Raw genomic sequence first — 17,236 nt, 5'->3', positions numbered from 1 at the left:
TACGGGGGGTAATCCAGTACGCCGGGGCTTCTCGGTTAAATCACACCCGCCTGGTAATACTGGAGCGCCCGCTTTCGCGGGCGATGACACCGTGAATGAGGCAACAGGCGGGACGCCTCACGCGCCCTCGAACTGCAGCCTCGCCAGCCTCGCGTAGAGCCCGTTCGCAGCAACGAGCTCGGCATGCGTGCCCTGCTCGACGATCTTGCCCTGGTCCATCACCAGGATGCGGTCGCAGGACAGCACGGTGGCGAGACGATGTGCGATCACCAGCGTGGTGCGGTGGCGCATCAGCTCTTCCAGCGCGGTCTGGACCAGCGTCTCGCTTTCGGCATCGAGCGCGGAGGTGGCTTCATCGAGCAGCAAGAGCGGCGCATCGCGCAGGATCGCGCGCGCGATGGCGATGCGCTGGCGCTGGCCGCCGGAGAGCGTGACGCCGCGCTCGCCGAGCGGGGTCTCGAAACCTTCGGGCAGGCGGCGAATGAACTCGGCGGCATGCGCGAGCTCGGCGGCACGCTCGACCTCGGCATCGGTCGCATCGGGCCGGCCGAAGCGGATGTTCTCGCGGGCGCTCGCGGCAAACACGTTGGATTCCTGCGGCACCAGCGCGATGCGCAAGCGGAAATCGCGCGGGTCCGCGGATTTGACCGGCACGCCGTCGAGGGAGATCGCGCCGCCCCGCGGGTCGTAGAAGCGCAGCAGGAGATGAAAGATGGTGCTCTTGCCGGCGCCTGAGGGGCCGACGATCGCGACCTTCTCGCCGGGGCGCACGGTGAACGACACGGCATCGAGCACATTGACGTGAGGCCGCGCCGGATAAGCGAAGCTGACCTGGTCGAAGCCGACCTCGCCGCGCGCCGGCACCGGCAACGCGCGCGGGGACGCCGGCGCGGTGATCTCGGGCTGCACATGCAGGATCTCGAACAGGCGCTCGGCGGCGCCGGAGGCGGCCGAGACCTCGCCCCAGACCTCGCTGAGCTGGCCGAGGCCAGCCGCGGCGAAGGCCGCATAGAGCACGAACTGGCCGAGCCGACCCGGCGAGATCGTACCGATCAGGACGTCATGCGAGCCGATCCAGAGGATCGCGACCACGCTTGCGAACACGATGAAGATGATGATGGCGGTGAGCACGGCGCGGGCCTGCGTGGAGGTGCGCGCGGCTTCATAGGCCTGCTCGACCTCGCCGCCAAAACGCTTCTCGGCTAGCCCTTCGCTGGTATAGGCCTGCACAGTGCGGATGGCGCTGACCAGCTCGCCCGCATAGGCGGAGGCTTCGGCGAGCGTGTCCTGCGCATTGCGCGACAGACGCCGCACCCAGCGCCCGAACGCGACCAGCGGCAGCACGATCAGGGGAATGGCGAGCAGCACGAAGCCGGAGAGGCGCGGGCTGGTGATCACCATCATCGCCGCCGCACCGAAGAACATCATGAGATTGCGCAGCGCGATCGAGACGGAGGCACCGACCGCGGACTTGATCTGGGTGGTGTCGGCCGTGAGCCGAGACACCAGCTCACCGCTGCGCGCGGAATCGAAGAAGGCCGGCGAGAGCGAGAGCAGATGCGCGAAGACGTCGCGCCGCAGGTCGGCGACGATGCGCTCGCCGATCGTCATCACGAGGTAGTATCGCGAGGCGCTGGCAAGCGCGAGCACGGCGACCACCGCGATCATCACCGAGAAGTAGCTGTTGATCAGCGCGATGCCTTCCGGCGTCAGGCCGAAATCGATCATCCGCCTCACAGCGATGGGCACCAGCAGCGTGGTCAGCGCCGCGACCGTGAGCGCGACGAAGGCGAGCGCCGCGCGGCCGCGATAGCGCGCCACATAGGGCGCGAGTGCCAGCAACGGCCGCAGCTTGGCGCGGCTCTTCGCCGGCGTCTCGATCAACTCGGCTTCGATCGACGGGGCCTCAGGCCCGGCGCGCTCGTCGCGGTACTGGTCGTCAAGCCGTTCCACAGCGCTCATGAGATCGGACCCAAGGAGACATATTAGCTCCACATAGGCCGCTGCGGGGGGAGTGGCAAATCCGGGATGTCCCTTAGGGGACGGCCCGGTTCTCCTTTGCCCACAATGGCTTGTTTTAAAGGGGCCTGTGGGGTATAGACCCCGCCAAATCCGTCATTCGATAGCCACTCAAGACAGGCGCCGGGCGCCGAGGAATTGCCATGAAAGCCGAAATTCATCCGAATTATCATACGATTAAGGTCGTGATGACCGACGGAACCGAGTACCTGACCCGCTCCACCTGGGGCAAGGAAGGCGACACGCTGAATCTCGACATCGACCCGAAGTCGCACCCGGCCTGGACCGGCGGCAACGCCCAGCTGATGGATCGCGGCGGCCGCGTCTCGCGCTTCCAGAAGAAGTTTTCGGGCTTTCTCAAAAAGGATTGATCCCGCCCGCAAGGCTGGACACGAAAAACGCCCCCGGTCAGACCGGGGGCGTTTTTGTTTGTGGCGAGACCTGTAGGGTGGGCAAAGAGAAGCGTGCCCACCATTCCTTCTACGATCCGGAAAGCAAAGTGGTGGGCACGGCGCTTTGCGCCTTTGCCCACCCTACGAGACCTGTGACTACGGCACTTGGGTGCTTACCGCTCGAACGCGGCCTTCAGCGCGTTGAGCTGCGGCACCAGCGGGTTGCCGATCGCCACGTATTCGACCGGCGGGGTGTGGATGGTGGTGTCGAGGCGGCGCACGCGGGTCTGAAGGCTCATCGAGCGATGGATCAGATCCTGGAGCTGCGAGGGCAGCTTCTCGACGGTATCGGACGGGCCGGGATCGGCGGCGCTGAGCTTGACCTTGGTCTTCTCGCGATTGGCCTGGCTCAGCGTCATCTCGCCTTCCTTCACCGCGCGGTGCAGCAGCAGCCACGAGGCAAGCTGCATCAGGCGGGTGGTCAGGCGCATGCTCTCGGTCGCATAGGTGAGGCTGACGGCGCGATCGAGCGCCTTGGCCTCGGTGCGGCCGGCGCCATCGAGATAGGCGGCGGTCTCTTCCACCAGGTCCATGCCCTCACGGAACAGGACGCCGAACGCCGCAGAATTGGTGAACCGCTCGCTGAGTTGAACGAGAGCACCTTCGGCTTGCAAACGTTCCATGGTTAACGCCCCTTACGCAACTGTCTGACTGTCCGGCTTTGGCGCCGGGTTATGATGAACAAATCATTGCGCGGGCGGGACGCGGAGTCCAGCGGCAAGCGCGGATATGGTTTCCGCGCGTCTTTCCTCGGAATTCAACCGGAACGGGACCCAAAAAGGCAAAAAAAGAGCCGCCGGAGACCGGCGGCTTTGAAAGTTGATAACAGGGAGGCGTCAAACAGAGTGGACAGGAGCCACTCGGTGTCCAAACGAGGACAGCTCCAGTCATAAACCCGAAAGCTTAATTGGAAGTAAACGAGCTAATTTTTTGAGAGTTCGTTAGCCATGTCGGTCACTGGCCGAGGGGGCGGCGGAACAAACTCGGCACTCGTCATTCCGGGGCGCCACGAAGTCGCGAGCTTTGATGCGCAATTGCGCATCTGAGAATCCATAGCCACAGGCGGATGCGGTGGCCCGGCTCAGCCTGCCCGTTTCAACTGCCCGTGGTTATGGATTCCGGGCTCGGCGCTGCGCGCCGCCCCGGAATGACGACGCGAGATAGTTTTGCGCGAAGCATGGGTCCCGGCTCTGCGGAGCAGCGCTACGCGCTGCACCGCGTCCGGGACACAAGAGGTGAGCGCTGGGCTCTACTTCTTGAAAAAACTATCCGCCGCATCGCGCGAGGCGCGCTTCTTGGTGGCGGCTTCCTCGAGCCTTGCGATCTCGGTGTTGAGCAGCGCCACGCGTTCCGTCAGTTCCTCCACTGACAAGAGCGAGAGATCCTGTCCGATTTCATGGCTGACCTTCTTGCGCGGCTTGTCGTCGTCCTCGATGGCCATGTGTCCTCCCGGGCAGTCCTGTCCTGAAAGACGCCGATCTGGCGTTTTCCGAGCCGAAATGGTACCGCTCCTGCACAAGGAGAATTTGCAGTGACTTTCGCGAGCGCGCAACACCTGACGCGAATGCCCCGGCCCGACCGCAAGGAGGCTGATCGGACGGGATAAGCGCGCGTCCACGCGCGTGAGGCATGAGCCGACCCCAAGCCCTTCCGATCATGCGGGAGGGCTTTTGATTTTTCGTCGGTCGGCATCACCAAACGCGAAAGACCGCAGTCATGACCAAAATTCTCATCACCAGCGCCCTTCCCTACGTGAACGGCGTCAAGCATCTCGGCAATCTCATAGGCTCGCTCCTCCCCGCCGATGTCCATGCCCGCTTCAGGCGACAGATCGGCGACGACGTGCTCTTCATCTGCGCCACCGACGAGCACGGCACGCCGGCTGAGCTCGGCGCCGTTCGCGCCGGACAGGATGTCCGCACTTTCTGCGATGCGCAGCACGCAATCCAGGCCGACATCTACCGACGCTTCGGCCTCTCCTTCGACCATTTCGGGCGAACCAGCTCGCCACAGAACAGCGCTCTGACGCAGCACTTCTATCGCAGGCTCGACGATGCCGGATTGATCGAGGAACGTAAGTTGCCGCAGGTCTGGTCACCCACGGACGGCCGTTTCTTGCCGGACCGCTACGTGCTCGGCACCTGCCCGCATTGCGGCGACCCGTCCGCGCGCGGTGATCAATGTGACCAGTGTGGCGCGCTGCTCGATCCGCCCGAACTGATCGACCCGCGATCCGCGCTGTCGGGCGACCGGGCGCTGGAGGTCCGCGAAAGCCGCCATCTGTTCCTGCGCCAGTCGCAGCTTGTCGAAGCGTTGAGCGCGTGGATCAATAACCGTTCCGGCTGGCCCTCCTTCGTGGTGTCGACCGCGAAAGGCTGGCTGACAGCCGATCTGCGCGATCGCTGTATCACGCGCGATCTGGCCTGGGGTATCCCGGTTCCGCGACAGGGATTCGCCGACAAGGTCTTCTATGTCTGGTTCGACGCGCCGATCGGTTACATCGCCGCCACCCAGGAATGGGCCGCCGCCGCGCCGGGCCGCGACTGGCGAAAATGGTGGTGGCAGGCCGATGACGTCCGCTACGTCCAGTTCCTCGGCAAGGACAACATCCCATTCCACACCGTGAGCTTCCCGGCGACGCTGATCGGCTCGAACGAGCCCTGGAAGAGCGCGGACGTGATCAAGGGATTCCACTGGCTCAATTACGAGGGCGGCAAGTTCTCGACCAGCCGCAATCGGGGCATCTTTACCGACCAGGCTCTGGAGGAATTGCCCGCCGATCTCTGGCGCTGGTGGCTGATCGCCAACGCGCCCGAAAGCGCCGACACCGATTTCAACGTTGCCAGGTTCGTCGCCGACGTGAACAAGGATCTCGCCGACATCTTCGGCAACCTCGTCAATCGCATTGTCAGCTTCGCCCATCGGGCCTTCGACGGCCGGATTCCGGAAGGCGGCGCTCCTGACGAGGCCGAGCACCTGCTCGCACGGGAACTGGAGCAGCGTATCGCGACGCTGCGACGCCATCACGAGGCGCTCGAGTTTCGTACCGCGGCCGCCGCAACGCGTGCGATCTGGGATGTGGCGAACGCTTACCTGCAGCATGCCGCGCCGTGGACAGCCATCAAGTCCGATCGGCTTCGCGCGGCGATCGTGACGCGAACAGCCCTCAATCTGGTCCGCACCTGCGCCGTGCTGGCGTGGAGTATCGTGCCCAGCCTGTCGGAAAATGTGCTGCACGCCTTCGGTAGCGAAGATGCCGCGCCACGCTGGCCCGGTGGCCAAATCGCGGACTTGCTCGACGGCGGCGCCGGCACAGCGGTCGCGCCGATCGGTCCACTGGTCGAAAAAATCTCTCCCGAAAGAGCAAGCCATCTGGCGGCGCGGTTCGGGCCTTAATGTCGTTTCACTTCGGCGGAAAAAGGCGATATGCCATCCGCCGAATTCATTCATCCAAGGACACATCATGGACAAGCTGCCCGCGCAAATGACCGTGGTCGCCATCTCCAAGCCCGGTGGACCGGAGGTGCTGGTGCCGGAACAACGTGCCGTTCCGCAGCCCGGTCCCGACGAGATCCTGGTCAAGGTGCAGGCCGCGGGCGTCAACCGGCCCGACGTGGCGCAGCGCTCCGGCGCCTATCCGCCGCCGCCCGGCGCCAGCGACCTGCCGGGGCTCGAGATCGCGGGCGAAGTGGTGGCGGTCGGCAGCAACGCCAAACGGCACAAGATCGGCGACAAGGTGATGTCGCTGGTCGCCGGCGGCGGCTATGCGCAGTACTGCATCGCGCAGGACGCCCAGGCGATGAGCGTGCCGCCGGCGCTGTCGATCAGGGAAGCCGGCGCGCTGCCGGAAACCCTGATGACGGTCTGGCACAATGTGTTCGAGCGCGGCGGCCTGAAGGCCGGCGAGACGCTGCTGATCCATGGCGGCTCGTCCGGCATCGGCACCATGGCGATCCAGCTCGCGAAAGCGTTCGGCGCGAAAGTGTTCGTCACCGTCGGCTCGCAGGACAAGATCGATGCCTGCCTCAAGCTCGGGGCCGACCGCGCCATCAACTACAAGACCGAGGACTTCGTCGCCGTGGTCAAGGAAGAGACCGACAAGGCCGGCGTCAACCTGATCCTCGACATGGTGGCCGGCGAGTATGTCGACCGCAACTATGATGCCGCGGCGGTCGACGGCCGCATCGTGCAGATCGCAACCCTCAACGGCCCCAAGGTCAGCGTCAACATCGCCAAGGTGATGGTGAAGCGCCTGACCCATACCGGCTCGACCCTGCGCCCCCGTAGTAATGCGGACAAGGCGGCCATGGTGGCCGCAATCGAGGCGAAAGTGATGCCGCTGTTGCGCGAAGGCCGCGTCAAGCCGCTGATGGACAGCAGTTTCCCGCTGGAAAAGGCATCCGATGCGCACCGGCGCATGGAGACCTCGGCACATATTGGCAAAATTGTGTTGGAGGTCTAGGCCAACGGCCCATCAGGCAAGGCGGAAACCCTTTGATTTTCCTCGCTTTCGTGGCATCTATCGCGACGCGCCGAACCATCTTGTTCCGTTCGGAAAACGCCTTGCACTGACCATCTTGCACTGAAGAGTTTGCGTCGAACGCGGAGAACCGACCTTGCGTCTGATCAGGTGCCTCGCGCCCATAGCGCTGGGCCTCATGATTCTCGTCGCCGCATCCCAGGCGCGCGCGCTGGATGCCGTCAGCGTCCGCGGCGACGCGCCCGCGATCGACCTCACCGGCGTGCTCGAGCATCAGCGCAGTGACGCCGATCGCATCCAGGTCTCCACCGCACCCGGCACCGACGGCATCGTCCGCCGCATCGAGGTGCGCGCCCGCGAGGGCGGCCAGAACTGGGTGGTGTTCGCGCTCGCCAACAACACCGACGACCAGCTCGACCGCCTGATCGTCGCCCCGCATTACCGCATCGTCTCGTCGGGCCTGCTGTGGCCCGACCTCGGGCTGTCGCGCATCGCGACCATCACGCCCTCGATCGGCGACCGCCCGGAGCGCCAGGAGAGCGCGACGGCCGACGTGTTCCGCATCACGCTCGATCCCGGCGCCGTCGTCACCTTTGTCGCGGAACTGCGCACCGACAAGCTGCCGCAGCTCTATCTGTGGGAGCCCGAGTCCTACAAGGACAAGGTCAACTCCTTCACGCTGTACCAGGGCATCGTGATCGGCATCTCCGGGCTTTTGGCGCTCGTGCTCACCATCCTGTTCGTGGTGAAGGGCAGCATCATGTTCCCGGCCGCCGCGGCGCTGGCCTGGGCGGTGCTGGTCTATATCGGCGTCGATTTCGGCTTCTGGGGCAAGGTGCTCGACATGTCGAACAACGCCGAGCGCATCTGGCGCGCGGCGGGCGAAGCGATATTGGCGGCGACGCTGCTGGTGTTCCTGTTCGCCTATCTCAACCTCAGTCGATGGCACGTGCGCTATTCGCACATTACGGTGCTCTGGCTCGCCTTCCTGGGTTCGCTGGTGGCGCTCGCCTTGTTCGACCCGGCGGTGGCTTCCGGCATCGCCCGCATGTCGCTGGTGCTGATCGCCTTTGCTGGCTTTGCGCTGATCGTCTACCTCTCCACCCACGGCTTCGACCGCGCGGTGCTCTTGATCCCGACCTGGTTCCTGCTGGTGGTCTGGGTGGTCGCGGCCGGCATGACGGTCGCGGGCTCCGTCACCAACGACATCGTCGGCCCGGCTCTGCTCGGCGGCCTCGTGCTGATCGTGATGCTGATCGGCTTTACGGTGATGCAGCACGCCTTTGCCGGCGGCAGCGCCACCACCGGCGTCGTCTCCGACATCGAGCGGCGCGCGCTGGCGCTGGCCGGCTCCGGCGATCTGATCTGGGACTGGGACGTCTCCGCCGACAAGGTGTTCACCAGCCCCGAGACCGAAGCCCTGCTCGGCCTCAAGCGCGGCACGCTGGAAGGCCCGGCCGCCTCATGGCTTGAGGTGCTGCATCCGCTCGACCAGGACCGGTTCCGCGCCGCGCTCGACAGCGTGCTCGACCAGCGCCGCGGCCGCCTGGTGCAGGATTTCCGGCTGCGCACGCCGGACGGTCATTTCATGTGGTTCGCGCTGAAGGCGCGCCCGGTGGTCGGCTCGGACGGCGAGGTCTCGCGCGTGGTCGGCACGCTGACCGACGTCACCGAGCTGCGCAACGCGGAGGAGCGTCTGCTGCACGATTCCGTGCATGACAACCTCACCGGCCTGCCCAACCGCAAACTGTTCATGGACCGGCTCGGCGCGGTCGCGCATTTCGCCAAGACCATGCCGACGCTGCGGCCGACGCTGATGGTGATCGACCTCGACCGCTTCAAGCAGGTCAACGATTCCGTCGGCATCGCGGTCGGCGACTCGATCCTGCTGACGCTGGCCCGCCGCCTCACCCGCATCCTGAAGCCGCAGGACACGCTGGCGCGGCTTGCCGGCGACCAGTTCGGCCTGATCCTGCTCTCGGAGCAGGACCCTGCCCGCATCACCGCCTTCGCCGAGACCATCCGCAAGACCATCCGCGCCCCGATCGCCTTCAACGACCGCGAGATTTTTCTCACCGCCTCGATCGGGCTCGCGCTGTCCGATCCGCAGACCCAGTTGACGGACGAGATCATCAAGGACGCCGAGCTTGCGATGTATCATTCCAAGCGGATCGGCGGCGACCGCATCGACGTCTACAAGCCGGCGATGCGCGCGCGAAAGACCGACCGCCTGACGCTGGAGAGCGAGCTGCGCCGCGCCATCGAGCGGCAGCAGCTCACGATCCTGTACCAGCCGATCGTGCGGCTGGAGGATCGTTCGATCGCCGGCTTCGAGGCGCTGGTGCGCTGGGATCATCCGAAGCTCGGACGCATGGCGCCGTCGGAATTCATCAGCATCGCGGAAGAGACCGGCCTGATCGTCGACCTCGGCATGTTCGTGCTCGACCAGACCGCAAAGCAGCTTTCGGTGTGGCAACGCGCGATGCGCTCGCGCGAGCCGATCTTCGCCTCCGTCAACGTCTCCTCGCGGCAATTGCTGCGCCACGATCTTATCCACGACATCCGCACCGTGCTGTCGCGCTCCTCGGTGGCGCGCGGCACGCTGAAGCTGGAATTGACGGAATCGCTGGTGATGGAGAACCCGGAGCACGCAGCCCAGATGCTGACGCGCATCCGCGAGCTCGGCACCGGGCTGTCGCTCGACGATTTCGGCACCGGCCATTCGTCGCTGGCCTATCTCCAGCGCTTCCCGTTCGACACCATCAAGATCGACCAGTCGTTCGTGCGCACCACCAACCGCGGCACCCGTCCGGTGATCCTGAAGTCGATCATCGCGCTCGCGCATGATCTCGGCATGGACGTGGTCGCGGAAGGCGCCGAGACCGATTCCGACGCGGTCGAGCTCTACCAGATGGGCTGCGAATACGCGCAGGGCTTCGCCTTCGGCGAGCCCATGGACGCGGACGCGGCGATGCGTCTGCTCACCGAAGTGCGGCTGGAAGCGGCGAGCTAGCGCTTATCTTCTTCCGCTCTCCTCCCGGAAAGGGTCGCTCGCAAAGCGAGCGGGGTGCCGCACCGGCGCGCTTATGCCGGGCTTGATCCAGATCAATGGGCCCTGCTCGACCCACCATGAAAGATGGCACGCAGCATTCGACCCAGAACGGCTTCGTCATCGAGGTCACTGGGCTCGCAGCTGTCGTTCTCAGAATGAGCGGACCACGCGTCTTTCTCAGGAGTCACGGATGACTCAGCACCTTTTCTACGCGATCGCCCTCATCGGCACCGGAGTGTTCCTCGCCTCATCGGCCGAAGCAGTGACAGCCGCACGATGCGAGGACCGAGGCGCAAATTGCCTTGGCACATGCGCCGACTACACCGGCGGGGCCGGTGACGTTCGAGGGCGCCAGAACACATGCGTGCGCGCCTGCGACCGGCAGACGACCAGATGCCTGATACGAGCCCATGACGAACGCTGGCCCCATAATCGCCAATGAAGGCCGTGGTTCTACACTTGGGCTAACGCCCCCCGTCTCGCGCTTGCGGCGCACCGCGTCCAGCTGACCTACCCTGGCTTGCGTCGTAGCCCCGCGACCAAACAAAACCCCACCACCAGCGAGATCGCGGCAAGACCGCCCCAGACCATTCCCGCCTGTTCGAGATAAACATCCTGCGTTACCGGGTCGTAACAGCGGCCGAGCTCGTTGAAGCAGTCGCGCCAGCGCCAGTAGCGGGCCTCGAAGGCGAGCGCGAACAGCACGCCTGTTGCAATCAGGGCTGCGCCAAAAATCCCCCTTAGCCAGCGCAGAATCATGCAGCGTCAGCTCACCTGCGCTGCTTCTTCTTGGTGAACCGCACGCTCTGGCCGTCCGGCATCCGCGTCGCGACGAACCCCGCGGCGAGGCAGGCTTCGCGCTGGGGCATCTGGATGTCGGGGCTGCGGAGGCTGTCCCACCATGAGGCGCGATTCGCCGCCCGCGGCAGGGCCGAGCCGATGATCTCCTCGATCTGCTCGAAACTCAGCACGAATTCCGTTTGCTTCTGCCGCATCAGGTAATCCCGCAGCGCGTCGTAATCGTTCACAATCGTCCTCTCGTCCCAGCTCCGCTGCCCAAAAGCGATGCCCGCGGAAACCAATTCTTAACTCATTGTGGCAGCGCCGTCCCGGCTTAAACACTACGCAAGATTTCGGGCGCATCCACTAGTGTCGGGAGCACTCGATGCAGTCTGGATGGCGCGACGTCACGACCCGCCGGCCGTGGCGGATTTCGGCGAAGCTGCTGATCATATCGTCCGTCGTGACGGTGATCGGCTTTTCCGCCATTTGCGTCAACGTCATGCTGGACATGCGCCGCGGCGAGGAGGCCCTCGCGCGCCAGACGCTGGACAATCTGGCCACCTCCATCGAAGCAGATATCAGCCGCAACATCGAGATCTACGATCTCTCCCTGAAGGCGGTCGCCAGCAACATGCTGCTGCCGGAGATCAACGCGGTCTCGAAGCCGATCCGTCACCTGATCCTGTTCGATCACGCCACCACGGCGCGGCACTTCGGCGCCATCCAGGTGTTCGATGCCGAGGGCAGGCTGACCATCGACGCCTCCACGCTCGATCCCCTGCCGGAGAACCGGAGCGAGGAGGACTACTTCAGGGTTCATCGCGACGATCCCGACGCCGGCCTCTTCATCAGCCGTCCGATGCTTTTCCGCGGCGCCTATTCCATCGTGCTGAGCCGGCGCATCAGCGATACCGACGGCGGCTTCTTGGGGGTCGTCACCGGCTCGATCCGTTTCAGCTATTTCCACGAATTGTTCGAGCGCCTGAACCTCGATCCCGACGATACCATCACCGTGCTGACGCGCGATCGCACCATCATGATGCGGCGGCCGTTCGATCTCGACGTCATCGGCAAGAATCTCGGGACGCGGCAGAGCTGGAAGGCCGACAATCTCAAGGCCGGCGGGTCCTATGCGGGCCAGGGTCCGGTGGACGCGACGCCGCGCCTCTACGTCCGCAGCACCGGCCCGGGTCCGCTGTTCGTGGTGGCAGGCAAGCCGCTCGCCGCCGTGTTCGAGCTCTGGCAGAAGGAAGCCTACCGCATCGGCGCCGTGGTCCTGGCGCTCATCCTGTTCATGCTGGCCTCGACGCTGGTGCTCGCCCGCGAGATCGGCCGGCGCGCCGATGCCGAGCGCAAGCTCGAGGAGATGGCGACGACGGATGCGCTCACCGGCCTGAAGAACCGCCGCAAGTTCGACCAGGTCATCGACGTCGAATGGCGCCGCGCGACGCGCCAGAAGACGCCGGTCGCGCTGCTGATGATCGATGCCGATCACTTCAAGGCCTACAACGACACGTTCGGCCATCAGGCCGGCGACCAGGTGCTGGTCGGCATCGCCATCTGCATTTCCGATTCGGTGCGGCGCTCCGGCGACTGCGCCGCGCGCTATGGCGGCGAGGAATTCGCGGTGCTGCTGCCGAACACCTCGGCCGCCGAGGCCTTCAATGTCGCCGAGACGATCCGCGGCAAGGTGCAGGGCTGGTCCGACGACCAGGCGATGTCGACGGTCTCCTGCGGGATTGCAGGCCTGGTTCCTACCACCGGCCTGGACTGGCCGGTCCTGGTCGCCGCCGCCGACAAGGCGCTCTATGCGGCGAAAGCCGGCGGCCGCAACCAGTCCGTGGTCGCGAGCCTTCCGAAGCTGTCGCTGGTGGCTTGAGGGGCCCCCTCCGTCATTGCGAGCGAAGCGAAGGAATCCAGACTGTCTCCGCGGAGGCAGCCTGGATTGCTTCGTCGCTTCGCTCCTCGCAATGACGAGTGGAGCGCTACCGCCCCAGATATTTCTTCATCTCCGCGATCAGCCCATCGCGCAGTTCCGGCCGCTTCAGGCCGTAGGCGATGTTGGCGCGGAGGAAGCCGGGCTTGGAGCCGCAATCATGGCGCTCGCCCTCGAACTCGACGCCGTAGAATTTCTGCGACTTGGCGAGGCCGATCATGGCGTCGGTGAGCTGGATCTCGCCGCCGGCGCCGCGCTCCTGGGTCTCCAGGATCTTGAAGATCTCCGGCTGGAGAATGTAGCGGCCGGTGATGGAGAGGTTGGAGGGCGCGGTGCCCTTGGCCGGCTTCTCGACCATGCCGTCGACCTCGAACATCTTGCCGGTGCGCTTGCCGACGCCGCAGATGCCGTATTGGTGGGTGAGATGGTCGGGCACCGCCTCGACCGCGATGACGTTGGATTTTTCGCCGAGCGTTGAAGCCGTCTCGATCATCTGCTTGAGGCAGCCGGTCGTATTGAGCACGAGCTCATCGGGCAGCACCACCGCGAACGGCTCGTTGCCGACGATGTCGCGCGCGCACCAGACCGCGTGGCCGAGACCGAGCGGCGCCTGCTGGCGGGTGAAGCTGACGGCGCCGGCCTCCGGCTGGTTCTGCGCCAGGATGTCCTGCTCGGCCTTCTTGCCGCGCGCGGCGAGCGTCGCGTCGAGCTCGAACATCTTGTCGAAATGATCTTCGATGACGTTTTTGTTGCGGCCGGTGACGAAGATGAAGTGCTCGATGCCGGCTTCCCTCGCCTCGTCATAGACGTACTGGATCAGCGGCTTGTCGACGATGGTCAGCATTTCCTTCGGCATCGCCTTGGTGGCGGGCAGGACGCGGGTGCCGAGGCCGGCGACGGGGAATACGGCTTTGCGAATTTTCATGGGACAGATCGAATACCTGAGGACGTGAAGGGAGCAATGGTATCTTGCTAGCTTGTTTGCAGCCGCTAACAAAGGCGGATGTGGGGCCTCGCGCTCACAGAGTTGAGAAAAAGGCCGACACCAAAATTTCACCTTTGTTAAGCTATTGGCAACCGGTACCGGGCCTCCTGAAGGCGGATTTTCGGCCGGACAGGTAGGGTATGATGCAATCAGTGGCAGCGCTGGCGAAACGTGCTGGATTTGTGACCGGCGCAATGATGCTTGCGGCCGCTGTGCTGCTGCCTGTCAGCGCGCACGCCCAGGCGCAGAACGGCTTGTCGAACCTGTTCGGCGGTATTTTCGCCGGCTCGAATCCAGCGCCCTCTCAGCCGGCGCCCGGCCCCGGCGGCGCCTTGCCATGGACCGGCGAGGACGGCGCCTCCGGCCACCCGTTGATGACGGCCGCCGCGATCCGCGAGGCCGCCTCCAACTTCAACAATTGCGTCGCGGGGATGTGGCCCGATGCCGCACGGCGCAACATCACGCAGGAGAATTTCCAGCGCTTCACGGCCGGGCTGTCGCCTGATCTGCGCATCATGGACCTGATGGATTCGCAGCCGGAGTTCACCAAGTCGATCTGGGACTATCTCGACATCCTCGTGAACGACAACCGTCTCGCCAAGGGCCGCGAGGTCCTCGCCAAATACAAAGCGCAGTTCGACGCCACGGAAAAGGCTACCGGCGTCGACCGCTACATCATCGCCTCGATCTGGGGCATCGAGTCCAATTACTCGACGCAGATGGGCGACCGCAGCGTGCTGCAGTCGACCGCGACGCTCGCCTGCATCGGCCGCCGCCAGGCCTATTTCAAGGACGAGTTTCTCTCCGCGCTGGAGATCCTCAACCGCGGCGATCTCAGGCCTGAGCAGATGCGCGGCTCCTGGGCCGGCGCCTTCGGCCCGACCCAGTTCATGCCGACTGCGTTCAAGCGCTTTGCCGTGGATGGCGATGGCGACGGACGGCGCGACGTCGTCGACAATCCCACCGATCTGATCGCCTCGACCGCCAACAATCTGAAGAAGGACGGCTGGCAGGCCGGCCAGACCTGGGGCTACGAGGTCGTGGTGCCCCAAGGCTTCAACTACATGCTGGCCGATCGCGCCAAGGCGATGACGATGGCGCAGTGGGAGAAGCTCGGGCTCAAGCGCCCGGCCAACCAGCCCTTCCCGCATCCGGCCGAGAAAGCCTATCTGCTGGCGCCCGCCGGGGCGCAGGGCCCCGGCTTCCTGATGCTGCAGAATTACCGCGTCATCATGAAGTACAACCCGGCCGAGGCTTATGCGCTGGCGATCGGCCATTTCGCCGACCGGCTGCGCGGCGGCCAGCCCTTCGTGCAGCCCTGGCCGCGCCAGGAGCGCGAGCTGTCCCGCACCGAACGGCTGGAACTTCAGCAGCTGCTGGCCCAGCGCGGCTTCTACAAGGGCACCCCGGACGGCCAGTTCGGCGGCCAGACCCGGGAGGCGCTGCGCAATTTCCAGGCCTCGATCGGGGTCCCCGCCGACGGATTTGCCTCCTCGGACGTGCTGGATCGCCTCCGCGGGCGGTAAAATCGCGCCGAAAGTAACCCTGAACAGGGATTTTGCCCGATCGCCTTGACGGGGATGGCTGTTCCCCGGTGTATGGCAGAAGAATCCGCAAAGAGAATCTGCCCGTTTGGCGCCTGATTCCGCTATTATATCGAGCCTGTCCCGATCCCCATTGCGCGTGCCTGAGATCGCATGTCGAAGAAGTCCCTATTCAAGGCGCTGACCGAGACCGGCCCGCTGATCGCGCTGGGGACGGCGCTTGCGATTCTGGTCTCCATCGCGGGACCCGCCTCGGCGCAGTTCTTCAGCTTCCCCGGCTTCGGCGGCCCGCCGCAGCGGCAGGCCCCGCCACCGCGGAACGGTGGAGGCGGCGGCTGGTTCGGCGGCGACTTCTTCGCACCATTCCAGCAGCAACAGCCGCAGGCGCCGCGCCAGGACTTTTCGCGTGCGCCGGCACCAGCCAAGCGCGACACCACGCCCGACAAGAACGTGCTGGTGATCGGCGACGCCATGGCCGACTGGCTCGCCTACGGCCTCGAAGACGCCTACACCGAGCAGCCCGACATGGGCGTGATCCGCAAGCACAAGACCACGTCCGGCCTGATCAAGTACCAGCCGAAGGGTGAGCCCGCGGACTGGGCGGCGGCAGCGAAGGGCATCCTCGAGACCGAGAAGCCTGATGTGATCGTCGTCATGCTCGGCCTCAACGACCGCATCTCGATCCGCGAGGCCGCGCCCGACAAGGCGACGGACAAGGACAAGAAGAACGACAAGGGCGCGCGCGCCAAGCCACCGGCCAAGCCGGGCGATGCTAAACCCGACACGGCCGCCAAGCCGGACGACAAGCCCGCCGACACCGACCTGCCGCAGGACGATGCCGACAACGCCGACACGCCGGCGGTCGCAGCGCCGGAGAAGACCGCGCGCAACCCGAACGGCCTCTACGAATTCCGCGACGAGCGCTGGGTCGAACTCTACGGCAAGAAGATCGAGGAGCTGGCCAACGTTCTCAAGTCCAAGGGCGTTCCGGTGCTCTGGGTCGGCCTGCCCGCGATCCGCGGCCCCAAGGGCACCGCGGACATGCTGTTCCTGGATTCGCTCTATCGCGAAGGCGCGGCCAAGGCCGGCATCACCTATGTCGATGTCTGGGACGGCTTTGTCGACGAAGCCGGCCGCTTCCTCCAGAAGGGCCCGGACTTCGAGGGCCAGATCCGCCAGCTCCGCAGCTATGACGGCGTCTATTTCACGAAACCTGGCGCACGCAAGCTCGCCCACTATGTCGAGCGCGAGATCACGCGCCTGCTCGCCGGACGCTCCGGCCCGATTGCGCTGCCGAGCGAGCCTGCGACCCCCGACACCAGCGCCGAGCCCGGCAAGCCCGCGCCGCGGCCGCTGGCGGGACCGATCGTGCCGCTGGTTGCGGCCTCGATCTCGGCCGATCAATTGCTGGGCGGACCGGGTTCGCGTCCCGCTGCCGTCGATGCGCTCGCCGCGAAGACGATGGTGAAGGGTGAGCCGCTGGCCGCGCCCGCCGGCCGTGCCGATGATTATGCCTGGCCGCGCCGCGAAGTCGGCCGCGAGCAGGCCAAGGGTGATACGCCGATGGCTGCGACGACGCCCGACGGCAGCGCCACTCCCAGCACACCGGGTGCAGCCGCCGCGATCGCGCCGCCAAGGCTCGCGCCGAAGAAGCCGCCGGTACAGCAGCAGCCGCAGCAGCCGGCCCAGGCAACGCCGGCATTCCGCGATTTCTTCGGCTTCGGCTCTCCGCAGCCACCGCCGCGTCAATTCGCACCGGCGCCGCGTAATCCCAATCCCGCGATCCCGCGCCCGCCTGGTAACGTCGGGCGATCGGCGGAGATGTTCCGGTAGTTTTTCTGAATTGAGATCTCGTGTCCCGGACGCGGGGGGGGGGGGGGGGGGGGGGGCCCCCCCCCCGCGGCGGCCGCCCCCCCCCCCCCCCGCCCCCCCGCCCCCCCCCCCCGGGGGGGGGGCCCCCCCCCCCCCCCGGCCCCGCGCTGAAC

At 65.6% G+C, this 17,236-nt stretch carries 13 protein-coding genes; 7 read left to right on the top strand and 6 right to left on the bottom strand.

Going from position 1 to position 17,236, the window contains the following annotated elements; all coding sequences use genetic code 11:
• Positions 1-117 precede the first annotated feature (117 nt).
• On the bottom strand, positions 118-1,962 hold the full coding sequence (locus AC0L3X_RS34645) for an ABC transporter ATP-binding protein/permease (RefSeq protein WP_063981014.1): 1,845 nt from the start codon (positions 1,960-1,962) through the stop codon (positions 118-120).
• Between the two features lie 200 nt (positions 1,963-2,162).
• Here AC0L3X_RS34645 and rpmE point away from each other — a divergent pair, with 200 nt between their 5' ends.
• Entirely contained in the window at positions 2,163-2,390 is a 228-nt protein-coding gene (gene rpmE, locus AC0L3X_RS34640; RefSeq protein WP_007599895.1) for a 50S ribosomal protein L31, read from the top strand.
• Positions 2,391-2,584: 194 nt separating this feature from the next.
• On the opposite strand, the gene rcdA is transcribed toward rpmE, so the two are convergent.
• Entirely contained in the window at positions 2,585-3,094 is a 510-nt protein-coding gene (gene rcdA / locus AC0L3X_RS34635) for a protease adaptor protein RcdA (RefSeq protein WP_028148425.1), read from the bottom strand.
• 626 nt (positions 3,095-3,720) lie between these two features.
• Positions 3,721-3,912 (bottom strand): DUF1192 domain-containing protein, encoded by a 192-nt coding sequence (locus AC0L3X_RS34630; RefSeq protein ID WP_028148424.1) that lies wholly within the window; start codon positions 3,910-3,912, stop codon positions 3,721-3,723.
• Positions 3,913-4,187: 275 nt separating this feature from the next.
• Between AC0L3X_RS34630 and metG the strand changes: the two genes are divergently transcribed.
• From metG to AC0L3X_RS34615, 3 genes are all read left to right on the top strand, one after another.
• A complete protein-coding gene (metG, locus tag AC0L3X_RS34625) occupies positions 4,188-5,867 on the top strand; it encodes a methionine--tRNA ligase (protein WP_063981013.1) in 1,680 nt (559 codons plus the stop codon).
• Positions 5,868-5,934: 67 nt separating this feature from the next.
• Positions 5,935-6,933, top strand: coding sequence for an NAD(P)H-quinone oxidoreductase (locus AC0L3X_RS34620; RefSeq protein WP_063981012.1), 999 nt, complete (start codon positions 5,935-5,937; stop codon positions 6,931-6,933).
• A 154-nt stretch (positions 6,934-7,087) separates the two neighbouring features.
• Positions 7,088-9,964 (top strand): EAL domain-containing protein, encoded by a 2,877-nt coding sequence (locus AC0L3X_RS34615; RefSeq protein WP_063981011.1) that lies wholly within the window; start codon positions 7,088-7,090, stop codon positions 9,962-9,964.
• A 549-nt stretch (positions 9,965-10,513) separates the two neighbouring features.
• Here the strand turns inward: AC0L3X_RS34615 and AC0L3X_RS34610 are convergent.
• Positions 10,514-10,762, bottom strand: a complete 249-nt coding sequence (locus AC0L3X_RS34610) for a hypothetical protein (protein WP_063981010.1) — start codon at positions 10,760-10,762, stop codon at positions 10,514-10,516.
• Positions 10,763-10,773: 11 nt separating this feature from the next.
• Positions 10,774-11,031, bottom strand: coding sequence for a DUF7662 domain-containing protein (locus AC0L3X_RS34605; protein ID WP_028148420.1), 258 nt, complete (start codon positions 11,029-11,031; stop codon positions 10,774-10,776).
• A gap of 137 nt (positions 11,032-11,168) precedes the next feature.
• Between AC0L3X_RS34605 and AC0L3X_RS34600 the strand changes: the two genes are divergently transcribed.
• Positions 11,169-12,665, top strand: coding sequence for a sensor domain-containing diguanylate cyclase (locus AC0L3X_RS34600; RefSeq protein WP_063981009.1), 1,497 nt, complete (start codon positions 11,169-11,171; stop codon positions 12,663-12,665).
• Positions 12,666-12,771: 106 nt separating this feature from the next.
• On the opposite strand, the gene galU is transcribed toward AC0L3X_RS34600, so the two are convergent.
• Positions 12,772-13,647 (bottom strand): UTP--glucose-1-phosphate uridylyltransferase GalU, encoded by an 876-nt coding sequence (gene galU, locus AC0L3X_RS34595; protein ID WP_063981008.1) that lies wholly within the window; start codon positions 13,645-13,647, stop codon positions 12,772-12,774.
• A gap of 200 nt (positions 13,648-13,847) precedes the next feature.
• Here galU and AC0L3X_RS34590 point away from each other — a divergent pair, with 200 nt between their 5' ends.
• Together AC0L3X_RS34590 and AC0L3X_RS34585 are read left to right on the top strand one after the other, a co-directional pair.
• The gene (locus AC0L3X_RS34590) at positions 13,848-15,233 is read left to right on the top strand and encodes a lytic murein transglycosylase (RefSeq protein WP_283018001.1); all 1,386 of its coding nucleotides are present in this window, start codon (positions 13,848-13,850) and stop codon (positions 15,231-15,233) included.
• Between the two features lie 171 nt (positions 15,234-15,404).
• Positions 15,405-17,084, top strand: a complete 1,680-nt coding sequence (locus AC0L3X_RS34585; RefSeq protein WP_473317150.1) for an SGNH/GDSL hydrolase family protein — start codon at positions 15,405-15,407, stop codon at positions 17,082-17,084.
• Positions 17,085-17,236 lie beyond the last annotated feature (152 nt).

The organism is Bradyrhizobium sp. MI1.7, from assembly GCF_055811795.1.
The sequence above is the reverse complement of the archived record's forward strand: the minus strand, read 5'-3'. Positions and strand labels throughout refer to the sequence as shown.